This window comes from Streptomyces sp. AK08-02 (assembly GCF_033795085.1).
Classification (GTDB): Bacteria; Actinomycetota; Actinomycetes; order Streptomycetales; family Streptomycetaceae; genus Streptomyces; species Streptomyces echiniscabiei.
On the sequence record NZ_JARAZV010000021.1, the window covers coordinates 120,812 to 138,679 of the forward strand.

General features: G+C 71.3%; 19 protein-coding genes and 1 riboswitch. Of the genes, 11 read left to right on the plus strand and 8 right to left on the minus strand.

Going from position 1 to position 17,868, the window contains the following annotated elements; translation table 11 throughout:
- Positions 1–76: 76 nt before the first annotated feature.
- A riboswitch (cobalamin riboswitch) is annotated at positions 77–220 on the minus strand.
- Between the two features lie 147 nt (positions 221–367).
- Both PV734_RS37275 and PV734_RS37280 read right to left on the minus strand, forming a co-directional pair.
- A complete protein-coding gene (locus tag PV734_RS37275; protein WP_319093828.1) occupies positions 368–589 on the minus strand; it encodes a hypothetical protein in 222 nt (73 codons plus the stop codon).
- A 46-nt stretch (positions 590–635) separates the two neighbouring features.
- On the minus strand, positions 636–1,895 hold the full coding sequence (locus PV734_RS37280) for an inorganic phosphate transporter (protein ID WP_319093829.1): 1,260 nt from the start codon (positions 1,893–1,895) through the stop codon (positions 636–638).
- A gap of 257 nt (positions 1,896–2,152) precedes the next feature.
- Here PV734_RS37280 and PV734_RS37285 point away from each other — a divergent pair, with 257 nt between their 5' ends.
- The 3 genes from PV734_RS37285 to PV734_RS37295 all read left to right on the plus strand — a co-directional run bounded on the left by PV734_RS37285 (position 2,153) and on the right by PV734_RS37295 (position 6,283).
- Positions 2,153–2,830 (plus strand): class II aldolase/adducin family protein, encoded by a 678-nt coding sequence (locus PV734_RS37285; RefSeq protein WP_319093830.1) that lies wholly within the window; start codon positions 2,153–2,155, stop codon positions 2,828–2,830.
- A gap of 96 nt (positions 2,831–2,926) precedes the next feature.
- Positions 2,927–4,054, plus strand: coding sequence for an alpha/beta hydrolase family protein (locus PV734_RS37290; protein ID WP_319093831.1), 1,128 nt, complete (start codon positions 2,927–2,929; stop codon positions 4,052–4,054).
- Positions 4,055–4,870: 816 nt separating this feature from the next.
- Positions 4,871–6,283, plus strand: coding sequence for a hypothetical protein (locus PV734_RS37295; protein ID WP_319293834.1), 1,413 nt, complete (start codon positions 4,871–4,873; stop codon positions 6,281–6,283).
- A 42-nt stretch (positions 6,284–6,325) separates the two neighbouring features.
- Here PV734_RS37295 and PV734_RS37300 read toward each other — a convergent pair whose 3' ends face one another.
- Positions 6,326–6,739: a VOC family protein gene (locus tag PV734_RS37300; RefSeq protein ID WP_319093833.1), complete on the minus strand. Its 414-nt coding sequence runs from the start codon at positions 6,737–6,739 to the stop codon at positions 6,326–6,328.
- A gap of 311 nt (positions 6,740–7,050) precedes the next feature.
- On the opposite strand from PV734_RS37300, the gene PV734_RS37305 reads away from it, so the two are divergent.
- From PV734_RS37305 to amaP, 8 genes are all read left to right on the plus strand, one after another.
- Positions 7,051–8,649 (plus strand): ABC-F family ATP-binding cassette domain-containing protein, encoded by a 1,599-nt coding sequence (locus tag PV734_RS37305; protein ID WP_319093834.1) that lies wholly within the window; start codon positions 7,051–7,053, stop codon positions 8,647–8,649.
- A gap of 362 nt (positions 8,650–9,011) precedes the next feature.
- Positions 9,012–9,233, plus strand: coding sequence for a helix-turn-helix domain-containing protein (locus tag PV734_RS37310; RefSeq protein WP_006123601.1), 222 nt, complete (start codon positions 9,012–9,014; stop codon positions 9,231–9,233).
- 136 nt (positions 9,234–9,369) lie between these two features.
- Entirely contained in the window at positions 9,370–10,191 is an 822-nt protein-coding gene (locus tag PV734_RS37315) for an enoyl-CoA hydratase/isomerase family protein (protein ID WP_319093835.1), read from the plus strand.
- Between the two features lie 170 nt (positions 10,192–10,361).
- On the plus strand, positions 10,362–10,862 hold the full coding sequence (locus tag PV734_RS37320) for an Asp23/Gls24 family envelope stress response protein (protein WP_319093836.1): 501 nt from the start codon (positions 10,362–10,364) through the stop codon (positions 10,860–10,862).
- A gap of 42 nt (positions 10,863–10,904) precedes the next feature.
- Positions 10,905–11,087: a hypothetical protein gene (locus PV734_RS37325; RefSeq protein ID WP_319093837.1), complete on the plus strand. Its 183-nt coding sequence runs from the start codon at positions 10,905–10,907 to the stop codon at positions 11,085–11,087.
- A 66-nt stretch (positions 11,088–11,153) separates the two neighbouring features.
- The gene (locus PV734_RS37330; RefSeq protein ID WP_319093906.1) at positions 11,154–11,507 is read left to right on the plus strand and encodes a hypothetical protein; all 354 of its coding nucleotides are present in this window, start codon (positions 11,154–11,156) and stop codon (positions 11,505–11,507) included.
- Positions 11,504–12,202 carry a DUF6286 domain-containing protein gene (locus PV734_RS37335; RefSeq protein ID WP_319093838.1) on the plus strand — a complete coding sequence of 233 codons (699 nt, stop codon included), beginning with the start codon at positions 11,504–11,506 and terminating at the stop codon, positions 12,200–12,202. Before PV734_RS37330 ends, PV734_RS37335 begins: the two co-directional genes overlap by 4 nt.
- A gap of 6 nt (positions 12,203–12,208) precedes the next feature.
- Positions 12,209–12,787 carry an alkaline shock response membrane anchor protein AmaP gene (amaP, locus tag PV734_RS37340; protein ID WP_319293836.1) on the plus strand — a complete coding sequence of 193 codons (579 nt, stop codon included), beginning with the start codon at positions 12,209–12,211 and terminating at the stop codon, positions 12,785–12,787.
- A 19-nt stretch (positions 12,788–12,806) separates the two neighbouring features.
- Here amaP and PV734_RS37345 read toward each other — a convergent pair whose 3' ends face one another.
- From PV734_RS37345 to PV734_RS37365, 5 genes are all read right to left on the minus strand, one after another.
- Complete coding sequence (locus PV734_RS37345; protein WP_319093841.1) at positions 12,807–13,562, minus strand: SDR family oxidoreductase; 756 nt, start codon at positions 13,560–13,562, stop codon at positions 12,807–12,809.
- A 5-nt stretch (positions 13,563–13,567) separates the two neighbouring features.
- On the minus strand, positions 13,568–15,376 hold the full coding sequence (locus PV734_RS37350; RefSeq protein WP_319093842.1) for a glycoside hydrolase family 15 protein: 1,809 nt from the start codon (positions 15,374–15,376) through the stop codon (positions 13,568–13,570).
- Between the two features lie 123 nt (positions 15,377–15,499).
- Entirely contained in the window at positions 15,500–16,306 is an 807-nt protein-coding gene (locus PV734_RS37355; RefSeq protein ID WP_319293838.1) for an SURF1 family protein, read from the minus strand.
- A 96-nt stretch (positions 16,307–16,402) separates the two neighbouring features.
- Complete coding sequence (locus PV734_RS37360) at positions 16,403–16,636, minus strand: hypothetical protein (RefSeq protein ID WP_319093844.1); 234 nt, start codon at positions 16,634–16,636, stop codon at positions 16,403–16,405.
- A 79-nt stretch (positions 16,637–16,715) separates the two neighbouring features.
- Entirely contained in the window at positions 16,716–17,726 is a 1,011-nt protein-coding gene (locus PV734_RS37365; protein ID WP_319293840.1) for a DEDDh family exonuclease, read from the minus strand.
- Positions 17,727–17,868 lie beyond the last annotated feature (142 nt).

The window sequence follows — 17,868 nt, forward strand, 5'->3', positions numbered from 1 at the left end:
GCGATCCGGTGCTGTACCTCGAACGCGAACGGCAGCCGAGCATGGCGATATGTCCTCACTCAGGGTGTCCACGCCCTGGTTCGACGAGACCGGCGGCAAGAGTTCCTGGCTCCCGGGGTTACCTACCCCGGTGACAGTGGCGGGACCGCGCCGGATTCACACCGGCTTCCTCTTCTGCCGCCGTACATGGCTCCGGCAGTCCACCACGGGCCCGGAACACCCGTCAACTTGCCGTTGACCTGGAAAGGAGGACTGTGCTGAGCCCCACACCACGACCGGATCGGGGCGACGAAAAAACGCCCGCCGCGTCCCTGACCACCAGCGAGGCGGCCACGGTCACGGCGGGCGAGGAGGACGTACGCGGCCCTCAGGCCACGATCAGATAGATGCCGTACGCCACCACTGCCGCACAGGCGGCGAAGCACGCGTACGCGCCGGTGACCGCCAGCCCGGCCGACCCGCCCTGCGCGACCGCCCGTTCGCGGACGGAGAGTCCGATGATGCCCAGGGTGAACACGCCCACCATGGCCACGGTGATGACGAGACTGACGCCGAAGACGGAGCCGAGGGCCGCCCAGTCGATCTTCATGTTGCTTCCTTCTTGCTCGGACCAGGACCTTGACTCGGGACCGGACTCAGAGGGCCGTGGCCGACGGCTGGACCGCGACCTCGGCCGGGGCCGGGATGGTGGCCGTCAGGTCGTCGACGACGGTGCCTGCCGGAGGCGGGGTCACGGCGGCGATGGCCGTCGTGACGACACCGGGGGGCTCGGTGTTCGCCACGGCCCCGTCCTCGACGTGGTTGACGTTGGTGTGGTCGATGACCTCGCGGCGCGACACGACCCAGATCGCCGTGCTCGACGCGATGAGGAAGAGGGCCACCAGGGCTGTGCCCCAGTTGCCGAAACCGGTGACGTACTCCGCCAGCGCGCCCACGAGGGCCGCGGCGGGCAGGGTCAGTCCCCAGGCCACGAACATCCGGGTCGCCGTCGACCAGCGGACCACGCCGCCCTTGCGGCCGAGGCCCGCGCCCATCACCGAGCCGGACACCGAGTGCGTGGTGGAGAGGGAGAAGCCGAGGTGGGAGGAGGCCAGGATGACCGTCGCCGCACTGGTCTGGGCGGCGAAGCCCTGCTGGGGCTGAAGGTCGGTCAGACCCTTGCCCATCGTACGGATGATGCGCCAGCCGCCCAGGTAGGTGCCGAGCGCGATGGCCATGCCCGCGGAGAGGATGACCCACACCGGGGGATCGGAGTCGGGAGCGACCGCGCCGCCGGCGACCAGGGCGAGGGTGATGATGCCCATCGTCTTCTGCGCGTCGTTCGTGCCGTGGGCCAGCGACACCAGGCCCGCGGAGGCGATCTGGCCGGCCCGGAAGCCCTTCTCGGCCGCCTTGCCCTCGGCCCGCTTGGCGCCGAGCGTGTACGACAGCCGCGTTGCCAGCATGGCCGCGATGCCGGCCACCAGCGGGGCGGCGATCGCCGGGATCAGCACCTTCGTCACCAGCACGTCGCCGTGGACGGCGCCGGTGCCCGCCGAGGCGATGGTCGCGCCGATCAGGCCGCCCATGAGGGCGTGCGAGGAACTGGACGGAAGCCCGACCAGCCAGGTCAGCAGGTTCCAGAGGATCGCTCCGACCAGTGCCGCGAAGATCACCTCGGGACGGATACCGCTCTCGTCCACGAGGCCCTTGGAGATCGTGTTGGCGACCTCGACGGAAAGGAAGGCGCCCACGAGGTTGAGCACGGCCGACATGGCGACCGCGACCTTGGGCTTGAGCGCACCGGTCGAGATGGTGGTGGCCATCGCGTTGGCGGTGTCGTGGAAACCGTTCGTGAAATCGAACGCAAGCGCGGTGACGACCACGATCGCGAGGATCAGCGAGAAGCTTTCCATTTACCCAGATTTCTTCCGTACGGTATTGGCTATTGGACCGTAGGCAACCTGGATGAACGGAAGATGAACTGGTGGGGGATGCCGGATGGCCGGAAACGGAGCGCCGTTCCTCCGGGGCCACCGGACGAGCGGTGCCTGTGCCCACTGCTCCTCCGCGAACGGTTTGAGCTGGGCCGATGACCCGCTGAAGAGGTTCTGGTCACCCAGCGTCTCGCCCGTGTCCGCCGCGTGCTCGCCGTGCCTGGCAGGATCGGCACATGGCTGAGCTACGACGGGACGGACGTGACATGCGGGACGAGTTGGCGCGCCCCTGGGCGGAGCTCGTCGCGACGGCCCGCCGCACGGTGGCCGACGGTCTGGTGGTCGGCACCTCCGGCAACGTCTCCGTGCGGGTCGGGGACACCGTCCTGGTCACCCCGTCCGGTGTTCCGTACGACCGGCTCACCCCCGAGGGAGTCGTCGGCGTCGACCTGACCGGCCGCCAGATCCTCGGCACCCTGACCCCGACGAGCGAACTGCCCATGCATCTCGCCGTCTACCGCGCCACCGACGCCCGCGCGGTCGTCCACACCCACGCCGTCCACGCGACCGCCGTCTCGACACTCGTACGAGAGCTGCCGCTGATCCACTACATGGCAGGCGACCTCGGCGGACCCGTCCGAGTGGCCCCGTACGCGACCTACGGCACGGAGGAACTGGCCGGGAACATGCTCCGGGCCCTGGCCGGCCGCGCAGCCTGCCTCCTCCAGAACCACGGCACGATCGTCCACGGCGCCACCCTCGACCAGGCGTACGACCGCACGGCTCAGCTGGAGTGGATGTGCCGCGTCTGGCTGACGGCGTCGTCCGTACCCGGGCTGTCCCCGACGCTTCTCTCGGAGGCCCAGGTGGGAGAGGCGGCGGAGCGGCTCAAGGGGTACGGGCAGCGGGGGTAGGGAGGGCCACCGGTCACGGGTGCGGTGGGGGAGGAGGCCACATCCGGCGGCCTCCTCCCGCTGGCCCTCGGAGCGCTCCGCAAGGACACTGGGTCCGTGCGTCCAGTCACCGCGACGGCCGCGGCCGTCACCGCAGCTCTGGCAGCAGGCGCCGCCAGTGTCGCCGCCGGCCGTTACGCCAGCGACGCCGCCCTCAAGGCGCCGCCGGGCAGGCCCCTGCCCACCGAACCCCTGCTCACCGTGCACTCCACCGCCGCCGGCCGGGTCGTACTCACCCGCGCCCTGGCCTCCCAGCGTCCCGGCACCTACGGCCTCGCCGGTGACGGCACCCACGCCGTCGTCGGTCCCGTCCTGAACCACGCGACCCACTCCGCCGACACCGTCGTACGCCGCCTCGAACGGGTCGGCCACGGCACCCTGGAACCCCGCGACAAGGTCTGGCTCACCCCGAACGTCCACGTCGGCGACCCCGGCACCGCTCTCGGGCTCGACCACCTCGACATCGAGATCCCCGGCGAACTCGGCGCCCTGCCCGCGTGGTTCGTGCCCGGAGCCCGCAGCACCTGGGTGATCACCGTGCACGGCCTCGGCACCACCCGCGAGCACCCGCTGAACGTGCTGCCCTTCCTGCACAGCCAGCGCTTCCCCGTCCTCGACATCGCCTACCGGGGCGATCCCGGGGCGCCCCGGCCCTCGGACGGCCTCGGTCACCTCGGCGAGACCGAGTGGCGCGACCTCGACGCGGCCATCCGGTACGCCCTGAGCCACGGCGCCGAGCACGTCGTCCTCTACGGCTGGTCCACCGGCGCCACCATGGCCCTGCGGGCCGCCACCCGCTCCTCGCTGCGCGACCGGGTATCCGGGCTGGTCCTGGACTCGCCGGTGCTCAACTGGGAGACCACCCTGCGCGCCCTCGCCACGGCACGCCGCACGCCCGGCGCGCTGCTCCCGCTGGCCGTACGGGCCGCCCAAGGCCGCACCGGGCTGCACGGCGACCGCATCGACGAGGCCGCCGACCCCGCCCGGCTCACCGTCCCGGCACTGATCATCCACGGCCCCGCCGACACGATCGCCCCCTGGGCCCCCTCCCGCCGCCTCGCCGCCCGCCGCCCCGACCTGCTCACCCTGCACCAGGTCCCCGACGCCCCGCACGGCGCGATGTGGAACGCGAACCCGAAAACCTACGAGGAAACCCTCCGCCGCTTCCTGACCCCCCTCATGTAGCTCATGCAGCTCATGTAGCCGCTCCGGGTGTCACCCGCCCCGCAGGATGTCTGCCTCCTCCGGTCGCCCGCCTCGGCCCGTCTGTCCGTCCCGGGGGTTCCGGGCTGGTCGGTTGCTCCCGGTGGTCCGTCGGTTGCGGGTGTTGTCGCCGATCGGGTGGTCCCGGGCGCTGCTCCGGCGGGTTGCCTGCGCCCGGGGTTCCGTCCGTTCCGGGTGTCCAGGGCCGGTTGGCCGCTCCCAAGCGGTCCGTCCGTTCCGGGTGCTTCCGCCGGGTGGGTGCTCCGGCGGGTTGCCTGCGTCGAGGGTTCCGTCCGTTCCGGCCGGTCGGCCGCTCCCTGCGGTCCGTCCGTTCCGGCTTCCGCCGGGTGGGTGCTCGCGCCGGTTCGGTCGTCCGGTGGGGTGCCCGCCTCCGGTGGTCCTGTCCGTTCCCGCGTGCTCCCGCCGGTTGCCCGTCTCCTGCGGCTCTGCCGATTGCTCGCTCCCGGCGGTGCCGCCCGGCCCCGGGGCTTCCCGGTGGTCCCGTCCATCTCCCTGGCCCTGTTCATCCCGCCTGCCCCAGCAGACTTCCGTCGTCCCCTCTCCTCGCAGCAGTCCCTTCCGCCTCGGCGCTCACATCCGCCGCTTGCCCCGGGAAACGCCTGGTCCGCAACCGCCAACCACGGGCGGCGCCCCTCCGCACCCCCTTCCGTTTAAGGCTGGACCACTGGCTTGAACAGCCCCCTGGACCCCCGCCCGCACCCCCTCCCCTGGTCGGCCCCGGAGCCCCTCCTGGCATTCCGTTTGGGTTTTCGGACCGTCAACCGGAAGACTGCACCCGTGACGTCCCGTATCCCGCGCGACTCCAGGCTTCGACTCGTCCGCCCGCGACCCCTGGCCGCCGCCCCACGAGCGATGAACCAGCGGCGCTCGCGCCGACCCGCCCCCCGTCCGCCCGAGGGCACACCCGCCCCGGCGGAACTGGCCAGAATGGCCCGCTCCGGTCTCGCCGGCGCGGCCCGCGTCGCCCGCTGGGCCGACCCCGCCCTGCGGCCCGGCCATGACGGCGGGTCCTCCGACGGCAGGGGCACCCTGTCCCGGGCCACCGCCGAACGGGCGGCCGCCGAACTGGGGCTGACCCCGGATCAGGTCCGCCACGACTGGGACACCGCCCGGCTCGCCGGCCTCGTCGAGGTGCACGGCGACGTCGCACGCCCCGGCTGGCGGCTGCGCGCCTGGAACCGTGACGACAGCGCCGTACTGCGCGGCTGGGTCGCGCTCTTCGACGCCTGGTCGATCGCCCACCCGGAGGAGGCGGACCACGAGCCCGCCGCTGTCGCCGAGGTCGTCTCCGCGATGCCCCAGGTGCTCTCCTTCCTCCAGCTGTCCGCGGGACCCGTCCCCATGGAGCAGCTCCTGGACCTCCTGGAGCAGCGGGTCACGGAACTGCGCACCGAGCGCTGCGAGATCCCCTACGGCCCCCGGCCCGAGCCGCTGACCCAGCAGCCCGAGGCCGTCGCCGTCGTCGACACCCCGCTCGCCCCCCTCCTCGACTGGGCCCTGCACGCCCTGGCCTCCGTCGGCGCCCTCACCTACGGCGACGGCCAGGCCACGCTCACTCCGCTCGGCAGCTGGGCGGTGTGGGTCAAGCTGGAGCAGATCTGCGTCGCCGCCCAGAGCCCGGCCGGCAACATCGAGCAGAACGCCGAGGACATGCTGCGCGGCTGCTCCCAGCTGCGTCCCAACGCGGCCCGCGCCGAGTACCGGGCCTGGCTCGCCGCCCGCCCCGTCGGCAGCGCCGTCGCCGAACTCCTCGACGCCGCCCGTGGCGAGGACGCCCTGCTGCGCGGTCTCGCCTTCGAGGCGCTCCGCGTGGTCGGCGGCCCCGCCGAGCCCGACGTACGGGCCGTGACGGAGAAGACCCCGCTGCGGCCGTACGCCCTGCTGTGGCTTGCCGAGCACGACGGGATCGACCCGGAGGACGCCCACGAGGTGCTCACCCGCGAGGAGGCCACCTGGATGTGGGTCGACACCGCCGCGGCCGTCGCCGACCACGGCGAGGCGCCGCTGCTCGTGCGCCATCTGGAGTCCGCGGTGCAGCCCACCATCCCCGCGCTCCTCGACGAGGTCCGCGCGGTCGGCCACCCCCGCACCGTCCAGGTCCTGGTCGCCCTCGCCGCGGCCCACCCCGACCCGGCGCTCGCCAAGGCCGTACGCCGAGCCGCCTTCCAGGTGCACACCGGAGGCAACTGACCCGGAGCGGACGGGAGAAGCGGGACGAGCGGGAGAAGAAGGTCAGGCCTGTATCTCGGGCGCGTACGTGCCGAAGCTCCAGATGTTGCCCTCGATGTCGCGTGCCATGTAGTCGCGCGAGCCGTAGTCCTGGTCCGTCGGGGGCATCAGGATCTCCGCGCCGTGCTCCAGGGCCTGCTGATGGTGCGCGTCGACGTCGTTCACGACGACGTACACCCCGCAGGGGCCCGCGTCCTTCATCGCCGTGTCGAAGACGCCGCCCCGGCCCTTCGAGCCGAGCATCACCGCGCCGTTGCCCTGCACCAGCTCGGCGTGCAGCACCGAGCCGTCCTCCCCCTCGTACACCGACGCCTCGGTGAAGCCGAAAGCCTCCGTGAGCTGCCGGATCGCCGCTTTCGCGTCCGCGTACACCAGTGTCGGGTAGACGCTGGGACGCCCGCCGCCCGTGCCTGCCATGCCCATCACTCCCTCGGGTCCCGCTGCCGGAAAACCGCCGTGAGAACGGCCTGCGCCCAGTCTTGCACCGGCCACTGACAACACCCCGCCGAGCCGCGTCGACGGGCAGACCGGCAGCACGCCGACCCATCACCTGAGCTGCGGCGCCGGACCGCGGGCCGAACGGGTGACCCGTCCCGAACACCCGCGCGCAGAGAAAGTGCTTGCACGACCCCGTTAGACTTGTCCCATGGCCATTCTCCTCGCGCATTAGACGGCGGGAACGTCCTCAGCCGCCCACCCCGCCAACAACCCCGCCCTGGAGTCTGTCCGTGATCTCCGCCTCCGGTATCGAGCTGCGCGCCGGCGCACGTGTCCTCATCGAGTCCGCGACCTTCCGCATCACCAAGGGTGACCGCATCGGTCTGGTCGGCCGCAACGGCGCCGGCAAGACGACCCTCACCAAGGTCCTTGCGGGCGAGGGCATCCCCGCGGCGGGCCAGATCGCCCGCACCGGCGAGGTCGGCTACCTCCCCCAGGACCCCCGCACCGGCGACCTGGACGTGCTGGCGAGCGACCGCATCCTCTCCGCGCGCGGCCTGGACACCCTGATCCGCAAGATGCGCGAGAACGAGCAGCGCATCGCCAGCGGCTCGGGCGCCACCCGCGAGAAGGCCATGCGGCAGTACGAGCGCCAGGAGACGGAGTTCCTCACCAAGGGCGGCTACTCCGCGGAGGCCGAGGCAGCCACCATCGCCGCCGCGCTCAACCTGCCCGACCGGGTGCTCGGCCAGCCCCTGCACACGCTCTCCGGCGGTCAGCGCCGCCGTATCGAGCTGGCCCGCATCCTGTTCTCGGACGCGGACACCCTGCTGCTCGACGAGCCGACCAACCACCTCGACGCGGACTCGATCGTCTGGCTGCGCGACTACCTGAAGACCTACCGCGGTGGCTTCATCGTGATCTCCCACGATGTCGACCTGGTCGAGACGGTCGTCAACAAGGTGTTCTACCTGGACGCCAACCGGGCCCAGATCGACGTCTACAACATGGGCTGGAAGCTCTACCAGCAGCAGCGTGAGGCCGACGAGAAGCGCCGCAAGCGCGAGCGCCAGAACGCCGAGAAGAAGGCCGCCTCACTGAACGCGCAGGCCGACAAGATGCGCGCCAAGGCCACCAAGACGGTCGCCGCGCAGAACATGGCCAAGCGCGCCGACCGGCTGCTCGCCGGGCTCGACGCGGTACGGGTCTCCGACAAGGTCGCCAAGCTGCGCTTCCCGGAGCCCGCCCCCTGCGGCAAGACCCCGCTGATGGCCGAGGGCCTGTCGAAGTCGTACGGCTCGCTGGAGATCTTCACCGACGTCGACCTGGCCATCGACAAGGGCTCGCGCGTCGTCATCCTCGGCCTGAACGGCGCCGGCAAGACGACCCTCCTGAGGCTGCTCGGGGGAGCCGAGAAGCCGGACACCGGCGAGGTCATCGAGGGCCACGGACTCAAGCTCGGCTACTACGCGCAGGAGCACGAGACCCTCGACCCCGAGCGCTCGGTCCTGGAGAACATGCGTTCCGCCAACCCCGACCTGGACCTGGTCGAGGTCCGCAAGACGCTCGGCTCGTTCCTGTTCTCCGGCGACGACGTCGACAAGCCCGCCGGAGTCCTCTCCGGCGGCGAGAAGACCCGCCTCGCGCTCGCGACCCTCGTGGTCTCCTCCGCGAACGTGCTCCTCCTCGACGAACCGACGAACAACCTCGACCCGGCCAGCCGCGAGGAGATCCTCGGCGCGCTGCGCACGTACAAGGGCGCCGTCGTCCTCGTCACCCACGACGAGGGCGCCGTACACGCGCTCCAGCCGGAGCGGATCATCCTGCTGCCGGACGGCGTCGAGGACCTGTGGGGAGCCGACTACGCGGATCTGGTGGCCCTCGCCTGACCGCTCGGCGGGATCACGGGCCCGTGATCGAATCGCTGATCCACTTCCTCTGGATCATTCGGCCGATCCGTGATCCATCATCTGTGTGAGATCTCCTCATACCGAGGTGTGTCCTACATCCATTTCGCGGCCGGGCCCTTCATCGACAAGGGCCCGGCCGTCGCGCGTTCCTGACCAGGCAATTCACGGAACAACTCGTTCGGCCGTACGGACGCGTACGTGCGGAATATCGAATTCCGCTTGTGGGGATGCGCTCCTGTCGTCAAAACCTTGTCTCACGGACCTTGCCGAATGGGTGGCCATGACGCGCTTGAGGGGTGATCATGAGAGGACCAGAGCGCACTTCCCACGAGGAGGCACGGGTGGCCGAGACTCTGAAGAAGGGCAGCCGGGTAACCGGCGCCGCGCGCGACAAGCTCGCGGCAGACCTGAAGAAGAAGTACGACTCCGGTGCGAGCATTCGAGCGCTGGCCGAAGAAACCGGTCGCTCGTATGGCTTCGTACACCGGATGCTCAGCGAGTCGGGCGTCACGCTCCGTGGACGGGGCGGGGCGACCAGGGGCAAGAAGGCCGCTTCGGCCTGACCCCCGTCGACTCGTCGGCTTCGATGGTGACCACCCGGTCGGTCCGCTGACCGGTCGGGTGGTTACTGTGCAGTCACTTAGGTGTGTCCCGTAGGGGGCAGGCACCTGATCCGACCGCACTCATCGGAGGCGCCCCATGGCTTCGTTCGACCAGGACGTTGTTGGTCAAGGTCCCGAAGTTTCCGTACTCGACAAGGACGGCGTACGGCTCACCGTCGACGACGCGGTAGCCACGGTGACACTGGCCAACCCGGCCAAGCGCAACGCGCAGAGCCCCGCTCTGTGGCGAGCGCTGGCGGAGGCGGGCCGGCTGCTGCCGGGCACCGTGCGGGTCGTCGTGCTGCGCGCCGAGGGTAAGTCGTTCTCGGCCGGACTCGACCGTCAGGCGTTCACGCCCGAGGGGTTCGACGGCGAGCCGTCGTTCATCGAGCTCGCGCGCAGCGACGACGCCACGCTGGACGGCATCATCGCCGAGTACCAGGAGGGCTTCACCTGGTGGCGGCGCACCGACCTGGTGTCCATCGCCGTTGTCCAGGGGCATGCCGTCGGTGCGGGTTTCCAGCTCGCGCTCGCCTGTGACCTGCGTGTCGTCGCCGACGACGTGCAGTTCGCCATGCGCGAGACCAGCCTCGGTCTCGTCCCCGACCTGACGGGCACCCATCCGCTCGTCGACCTGGTCGGTTACGCCCGCGCGCTGGAGATCTGCGCCACCGGCCGCTTCGTCCAGGCCGAGGAGGCCGTGAACACCGGCCTCGCCAACATCGCCGTACCGGCCGACCGGCTCGACGACGCCGTACGCGAGCTGCTCACCGCGCTGCTCGCCGCGCCCCGGGACGCCCTCGTCGAGACGAAGGCGCTGCTGCGCGGTGTCCAGGGCCGGACCTACGACGAACAGCGCACCGCCGAGCGCGCCGCCCAGGCCCGCAGGCTGCGGGACCTGGCCGGCGTCGGCGACTGACAGTCCGGACACACGACTGGCGGTCCGTGCGCATGCACGCGCGTGAGGGGCCGCTGCCCCAGGACGGCAGCGGCCCCTCACGTGTCCCCTGCCTGCCGCATCCCCGGCGCGGGTCCGCCCGGCCACGCCTACTGTGGGTCCTGGAGGACGACCGAAAGGGATGTACGGCGATGACCGACATGACCCAGCCCAGCCGGCCGGAGCAGTCCGGCGACCAGAGCGGCGACCCGCCGGCCGCCCAGCTCAGGAAGCCGAACGCCATCAGACGCGGCGGCGGTGACCCCGCCGACCGTGGGCGCACCACGATCGCCGACGGGGTCGTCGAGAAGATCGCCGGGCTCGCCGCCCGGGACGTTCTCGGTGTGCACGCGATGGGCAGCGGGCTGTCCCGGACCTTCGGCGTGGTCCGCGACCGGGTGCCGGGCGGCGCCTCCAAGTCCGTCAGCCGTGGAGTGAAGGCCGAGGTCGGAGAGGTGCAGACGGCTCTCGACCTGGAGATCGTCGTCGAGTACGGCGTCTCGATCGGCGACGTGGCCCGGGCCGTGCGCGAGAACGTCATCGCGGCCGTCGAACGCATGACCGGCCTGGAGGTCGTCGAGGTCAACATCGCGGTGACGGACGTCAAGCTGCCCGAAGAAGAGGAAGAAGAACCCGAGCCCCGGCTGCAGTGACGGATTCGGGGCATCGGCAACGTACCGGGAAGGCAGGGCAGCATGAGCATCGCCGTGATCGGCATGATCGCCGGAATGGCGCTGGGATTCGCCGGGTACTTCGGCGGCTTCGGCGCGTTTCTGCTGGTGGCCGCCCTGGGCGCCCTCGGCTTCGTCGTCGGCCGGTTTCTGGAGGGTGACCTGGACCCGGGTGACTTCTTCCGCCGCGACGACCGGCGGCGGTGACGCCCGGTGGCCGAGGAGCTGTCCGGTGACGAGCGGTCGGGTCGGGCCCGTACACCCCGCGAGGCCATGACGACCGTGCCGCCGGGTGAACGCGGCGCCACCCGGATCGCCGACCGCGTCGTGGCGAAGATCGCCGCGCAGGCGGCCCGCGAGGCGCTGGCCGAGCTGCCCCCGGACGCGGTTCCCCCGCACGCCACGGTCGTAGTCCACCACGACCGTGCCCGCGTCCGCGTGATCCTCGAACTCCCGTACCCCTCGGATATCGGTGGCCAGTGCGCGACAGTGCGTCATCAGGTCGCTTCGCGGGTACACGCACTGGCGGGAATGGACGTGCCGGAGGTCGCCGTCGAGATCGAGCGGCTGCATCTGGCACCGCCGCACGGTGCGGCACCAGGGAAGGCACAGGGGAGGACGCGATGAGCGAGCCCCAGGGCTTCGACGGCTCCGGGAACACCCGAAGACTGCCAGTGCTGGAGAAACCGGACGACGCGACGACCGACACCGCGGGTTCGGGGCAGTCCTCGTCCACCGCCGCCTACGACCCCTTGCCCGTCCTCGGTGACGGGGAGGACCGGAACGGCCGCTTCTGGTCGGCGCGCCGTGTCCCGGCGGCCGTCCTCGCCCTGCTGCTGCTTCTCGTCTCGGGCGCGTTCCTCTACGACATCACCGCGGTACGAGCCCACCGTCGGGCCATGGACTGGCGGAGGTCACTGGCCGAACAACTGGCGGAACGTCCCCTCGACGACATCTGGGTGCTGGTCGGTGCCGGCGTCGCGGTGGTCCTCGGGGTCTGGTTGCTCGTCCTCGCCGTCACGCCCGGCCTGCGGGGCGTCCTGCCGATGCGGCGCACCCACGCCGATGTCCGGGCGGGCCTGCACCGGGCCGCCGCCGCGATGGTGCTGCGCGACCGGGCCGTGGAGGTGTCCGGCGTCCAGTCGGTCCGGGTCCGGATGACCCGCACCAGGGCCGACGTCCACGCGGTCTCCCATTTCCGCGAACTCGACGACGTACGGGCCGATCTGGACGACGTGCTCGCCCACGCGATCAGGAGCCTCGGCCTGTCCCGGCCGCCGGCCCTGTCGGTGCGTGTCGCCCGCCCCGGCCGGAAGGGGTGAGGACGGATGCCGCGCATCGTCAACCGTGTACTGCTGGGCCTGGCGGGCCTGGCCCTGATCGTCGTCGGCGGCTCGGTACTGGCCGTGGGACTCGGTGTCCGATGGCCGACGTGGTGGATCCACGACGACCGCCACGACGTACTGCTGAGCGACGCCGAACGAACCCACTACCGGGACGCCGGCTGGTGGTGGCCGACGGTCCTGGCCGTTCTTGCGGCCCTGGTCCTCCTGTCCCTGTGGTGGCTGGCCGCGACCCTCCGCCGACGCCGCCTCACCGAGGTCCTGGTGGACACGGGCGACAACGAGGGCGCCCTTCTGCGGGGCCGCGCCATGGAGAGCGCGGTCGCGGGTGAGGCCGCCCGTCTGGACGGCGTGGAACGAGCCCATGTGACCCTGACGGGCAGCCGTACCTCCCCGGAGGCCCGAGTCCAGCTCCTCCTCCAGCCGCACGCGGCCCCGGAGGAGGCGGTACTCCGCCTTGCGGCGGAGGCCCTGACCAACGCCCGGGACTCGGCGGGTCTCGGGTCCCTCCCGACGGAAGTGGAGCTGAGGGCGGTCAAGCACCGGGCGGAAAGGGTGAGTTGACACCCTGCCGCAGGGCCGTTCAGAAGCCGTGCCGCATCCCCCCGTCAACGGGCACCATGACCCCCGTCAGATAGCTCGCCGCGGGCGACAGCAGAAACGCCGCCGTCCGCCCGAACTCCTCCGGCTTCCCGTACCGCCGCAGCGGAATCCGCGACTCGTTGGCGACCCGGGTGGCCGCGGGGTCGGCCGACAGCCCGTCCAGTTCGCGCACGCGATCCGTGTCGATGCGTGCGGGCAACAGGCCCACCACCCGGATACCGCGCGGCCCCACCTCGTCGGCGAGCGACTTGGCGAACCCGGCGAGCCCCGGCCGCAGGCCGTTGGAGATGGTCAGCCCCGGAATCGGCTCGTGCACCGAACCGGACAGCACGAACCCGACGACGCCGCCCGCCTCCAGCTGCGCCACCGCCGTACGGGCCAGCCGTACCGCCCCCAGGAACACCGAGTCGAACGCGGCCCGCCACTGCTCGTCCGTGTTGTCGGCGACGAACCCCGGCGCCGGACCGCCCACGCTGACGAGGATGCCGTTGAAGCGCCCGAAGTGCTCGCGGGCCGCCGCGACGAGCCGCTCCCCGACCTCCGGGTCGGAGTTGTCCGCGGCCACACCCACCGCCCCGGGACCCAGGGCTGCCGCCGCCTCCGTGACCGTCTTCTCGTCCCGCCCCGTGATGACCACCTTCGCGCCGTCGGCGACGAGTTCACGCGCGGCGGCGTTGCCCAGTCCACGGGTGGCTCCGGTGACGACGTACACCCGGTCCTTCAGTCCAAGATCCATGGTCCCTATCCTGCCCGGTCCTCGCCGTACAGGGCGAGGGCGGTGTTGACGAGGCCGATGTGGCTGAACGCCTGGGGGAAGTTGCCGAGCTGACGTTCGGCGACCGGGTCGTACTCCTCCGCCAGCAGCCCCACGTCGTTGGTGACAGCGATCAGGCGTTCGAAGAGTGCGCGCGCCTCCTTCGTACGGCCGATCATGTGCAGGGCGTCGGCCAGCCAGAACGAGCAGGCCAGGAACACGCCCTCGTCACCGGGCAGCCCGTCGACCACGGGACCGTCCGTGCTGTAGCGGCGGACGAACCCGCCGTGTCCCAGCTCGTCCCTGACGGCGTCGACGGTGCCGACGATCCTCGGGTCGTCCGGCGGCAGGAAGCCGACGCGGGGCATGAGCAGCACAGCGGCGTCGAGTTCGCGGGAGCCGTAGAACTGGGTGAACGTGTTGCGCTCCGGGTCGTAGCCGCGTTCGCACACCTCCCGGTGCACCTCGTCGCGCATCGCCCGCCAGCCCTCCAGGTCGCCGCCGCTCAGCTTCGGGTTGAGCTCCAGCTGACGCACCGCGCGGTCCGCGGCGACCCAGGCCATCACCTTCGAGTGCACGAAGTGCCGGCGTGGGCCGCGCACCTCCCACAGTCCCTCGTCGGGCAGGCGCCACGCCGTCTTCAGGAACTCCATGAGCGCGCACTGCAGACGCCACATGTGCGGCTTGGACGGCAGCCCCGAACGCCGGGCCAGCGCCAGCGAGTCGATCACCTCGCCGTACACGTCGAGCTGGAGCTGCCGTACCGCGGCGTTGCCGACGCGCACCGGGGCCGAGCCGCCGAACCCGGGCAGCCAGTCCAGCTCGAACTCGGGCAGCCTGCGCTCACCGCCGAGCCCGTACATGATCTGGAGGTCCGCCGGGTCGCCCGCGACCGCCCGCAGCAGCCAGTCACGCCAGCGCTCGGCCTCCTCGTGGTAGCCCACCGACAGCAGCGCGTTCAGGGTGAGCGTGGAGTCGCGCAGCCAGCAGTAGCGGTAGTCCCAGTTGCGTACGCCGCCCAGTTCCTCCGGGAGCGAGGTGGTGGGGGCGGCGACGATCCCGCCGGTGGGCGCGTACGTCAGCGCCTTGAGGGTGATCAGCGAGCGCATGACGGCGTCCCGGTGCGGTCCGTCGTAGGTGCAGCGCGCCGACCAGTCCTCCCAGTCCGAGACGGCCGTGTCCAGTGCCTCGTAGGGGTCGACGAACGGCGGATGCGGTTCGTGCGAGGGATGCCAGGTCAGCACGAAGGCGACCCGTTCGCCCTCCGCGACGGTGAACTCCGAGTACGTGGTGAAGTCCCGGCCCCAGGTGCGCACCCCTTCCTCGGTGCGCAGCCACACCGAGTCCGGCCCGGCGACGGCCACCCGGTGTCCGTTCGTCCGGCGCATCCAGGGCACGATCGCCCCGTAGTCGAAGCGCAGCCGCAGCGTGCTGCGGACGGTCACCTCGCCGCGTACACCCTCGACGATCCGTACCAGATCGGGGGCGCGGTCGCGCTGTGGCATCAGGTCGGTGACGCGTACGGCGCCGTCGTCGGTCTCCCACTCGGTGTCGAGGACGAGGGTGCCGGGCCGGTAGGAACGCCGTACGCACCGGTCGGCACCCTCGGGTGCGATCCGCCAGTGCCCGTTGCGTTCGTCGCCGAGCAGCGCGGCGAAACAGGCGGCCGAGTCGAAGCGGGGCAGACACAGCCAGTCGACGGAACCGTTCATGCCGACGAGCGCGGCGGTCTGGTGGTCGCCGACGAGGGCGTAGTCCTCGATACGAGGGATGCGGTGATTCTGATGAGGGTGCACGAGGGGCGGGTTCCCGGTGTACGGCCCCGGCATTCGGGCGAAGCCGTCCTGTCACACGCCGAGATCTCCCGGTTACGTCACACGGCCGTTCACGCCGAACGGGGGTGTGTCACACGGGGCTCGTCACACGGCGGCGGGCTCGGTGTCCGGCGAGGCCGGCGCCTCACGTGCCGCGGCTTCGGCCTCCGCGCGGTCCCGGCGTTCACGGCGCACCAGGATCACCCAGCCCAGGGGCACACCCGCGGAGAACAGCCACCACTGGATGGCGTAGGCGTAGTTCAGCGCCGCGTTCTCGTCGCCGGGCTTCCCGAGCAGCTCCGGGGTGTCGCCCTTCGGCGCGGGCGTCGTCAGCACGATGTAGCCGCCGAGCACCTCGGCGCCGAGCCGCCGGGCCTCCTGCTCGCTGTTGATGAGCATGACCTGCCGGTCGGGCAGCCCCTTGAGGTCCTTGATACCGCTCGCTGCGGTCGTCTCGGCGGGCATCAGCCGTCCGATGACGGTGACCTCGCCCTTCGGGGGCGCCGGGATCGTGGGGAACGCGGTCTGGCTCGGACCGTCCGAGGGGATCCAGCCCCGGTTGACCAGCAGGACCTTGCCGTCGGCGAGCACGAAGGGAGTCAGGACGTGGTAGCCGACCTCGTCGTCGGAGTTGGTGCGGCGGCGGACCACGACCTCGTCGGCGGTGTCGAACCGGCCCTTGGCGCTGACGGTGTGGTACCGCTCGCCGGTGGTGACGGTGTGGCCGGGAGAGGTCAGCTGCTCCACGGGCACCGGATCGGCGGACAGCGCGTCGGCGACCAACTGGTTACGGGCGCTGCGCTCTTCGTAGCGGTGCATCTGCCAGATGCCCAGCCTGATCATCGTGGGGACGAGGACGAGGGCGACCAGTGTGAGGATCACCCACTGCCGGGACAAGAGGAAGCGGTACACCCCACTGACGGTACAACTCGCCCGTGGGGTGCGTTCAGGGGGGTACGGACTCGGACGCGGGCCCTCTCAGACCCTTCCGGCCGCTTCCGGACCGTCTCAGACCCTGTCGACGATCCCCACCCTCCCCTCCGCGCGTGCGCAGTGCGCCCCGCAGTACCAGTGGCCCTCGGCCTCGACGCCCTGCCCGATGATCTGGACCCGGCAGTGCTCGCAGATGGGTGCCATGCGGTGGATCGCGCAGGCGAAGCAGTCGAAGACGTGCACCGAGCCCTGCGCGTGCACCTCGAAGGTCATGCCGTAACTGTTGCCGCAAACTTCACAGGTCGCCATGGGCCACAGGGTGGGCCGTCGGCGCCGTGCGAGCGAGACGGCGCCGGGCGAGTCGGGCGCCAATCACCCGTCCGTACGGTCATCCCTCCGCCGCGGGTTCCACGTCCCGCAGGAGTTGCCCGAAGGCCGCCTCGTCGATGACCGGTGTGCCGAACTGCCGGGCCTTGACCACCTTCGAGGTCATGGAGTCTGGGTCGTTGGTGACGAGCAGGCTGGTCAGCCGGGACAGGCTCGTCGCGACATGCAGTCCCGCCTCGACGGCCCGGTCCTCCAGCAGGTCGCGCTCGACCGAGGTGTCCCCGGAGAAGGCCACCCGCATGCCCTGTCTGAGCGGACGGCCGTCCTCGTAGCGCCCCGGGTTGGGGTGCGGGCAAGCGGGCCGCTTGCGGGACGGGCGCCAACTGGTCGGCTGATAGCTCCCGTACCCCCCGGAGGCCTGCCGCCCGATCTGTGGGCGCGTGGAGCCGCCGGTCGCCGCCGACCCGGACCACTCCGTCAGCGGCCGGCACTCCAGCAGGGGCAGCCGTACGCCTCCCCGGGCCGCCGCGTGCAGACTGGGCCGGAACGCCTCGGCGAGCACCCGCGCGTCGTCCAGCGCGTGGTGGGCCCGCTGCTGGACCACCCCGTAGTGCGCGGCGAGGGTCTCCAGCTTGTGGTTGGGCAGCGGCAGCCCCAGCTCCTTCGACAGCGCGATGGTGCACAGCCGCTGCCGCACCGGCGCCTCGCGCTCCGCGCGCGCGTACTCCCGGGCGATCATCGACCAGTCGAAGACGGCGTTGTGCGCGACGAGCACCCGGTCGGCGAGCCGGGACGCGAACTCCTCGGCGATGTCGACGAAGAGAGGTGAGCCCTCCAGGGCTTCGCTCGTCAGTCCGTGGATCCACACCGGCCCGGGATCACGTTCCGGATTGACTGTTGTGTACCAGTGGTCCTCGACCTCGCCGCGTGCGTCCAGCCGGTAGACCGCGGCGGAGATTATCCGGTCGTCCCGGGACAGACCGGTCGTCTCGACGTCAACGACCGCGTATCCCTGGGGATATGCGGTCGGCCACGGGGCGGGGGACGGCGTGGGCGTCAGGTCTTCGAGCATGGTCCCAGAGAATACGGGCCGCGACTGACAGTCCGTCGCCCGCCCATTGGTGGAGATGGCCAACAAGCAAGCGCGTACCGTGCTGAATACTTGTCAGTAACAACGTCTATGCGTCGTCTGTGCGGCGTCCTAACGTGCAGTC

Excerpts from the sequence above, each read along its gene's own strand:
- PV734_RS37335 (WP_319093838.1), top strand. The coding sequence starts at position 11,504 with ATGAGCGAGCCCCAGGGCTTCGACGGCTCCGGGAACACCCGAAGACTG.
- PV734_RS37365 (WP_319293840.1), bottom strand. The coding sequence starts at position 17,726 with ATGCTCGAAGACCTGACGCCCACGCCGTCCCCCGCCCCGTGGCCGACC.
- PV734_RS37300 (WP_319093833.1), bottom strand. The coding sequence starts at position 6,739 with ATGGCAGGCACGGGCGGCGGGCGTCCCAGCGTCTACCCGACACTGGTG.
- PV734_RS37275 (WP_319093828.1), bottom strand. The coding sequence starts at position 589 with ATGAAGATCGACTGGGCGGCCCTCGGCTCCGTCTTCGGCGTCAGTCTC.
- PV734_RS37330 (WP_319093906.1), top strand. The coding sequence starts at position 11,154 with ATGACGACCGTGCCGCCGGGTGAACGCGGCGCCACCCGGATCGCCGAC.
- PV734_RS37315 (WP_319093835.1), top strand. The coding sequence starts at position 9,370 with ATGGCTTCGTTCGACCAGGACGTTGTTGGTCAAGGTCCCGAAGTTTCC.
- PV734_RS37320 (WP_319093836.1), top strand. The coding sequence starts at position 10,362 with ATGACCGACATGACCCAGCCCAGCCGGCCGGAGCAGTCCGGCGACCAG.
- PV734_RS37280 (WP_319093829.1), bottom strand. The coding sequence starts at position 1,895 with ATGGAAAGCTTCTCGCTGATCCTCGCGATCGTGGTCGTCACCGCGCTT.
- PV734_RS37345 (WP_319093841.1), bottom strand. The coding sequence starts at position 13,562 with ATGGATCTTGGACTGAAGGACCGGGTGTACGTCGTCACCGGAGCCACC.
- amaP (WP_319293836.1), top strand. The coding sequence starts at position 12,209 with ATGCCGCGCATCGTCAACCGTGTACTGCTGGGCCTGGCGGGCCTGGCC.
- PV734_RS37285 (WP_319093830.1), top strand. The coding sequence starts at position 2,153 with ATGGCTGAGCTACGACGGGACGGACGTGACATGCGGGACGAGTTGGCG.
- PV734_RS37325 (WP_319093837.1), top strand. The coding sequence starts at position 10,905 with ATGAGCATCGCCGTGATCGGCATGATCGCCGGAATGGCGCTGGGATTC.
- PV734_RS37360 (WP_319093844.1), bottom strand. The coding sequence starts at position 16,636 with ATGGCGACCTGTGAAGTTTGCGGCAACAGTTACGGCATGACCTTCGAG.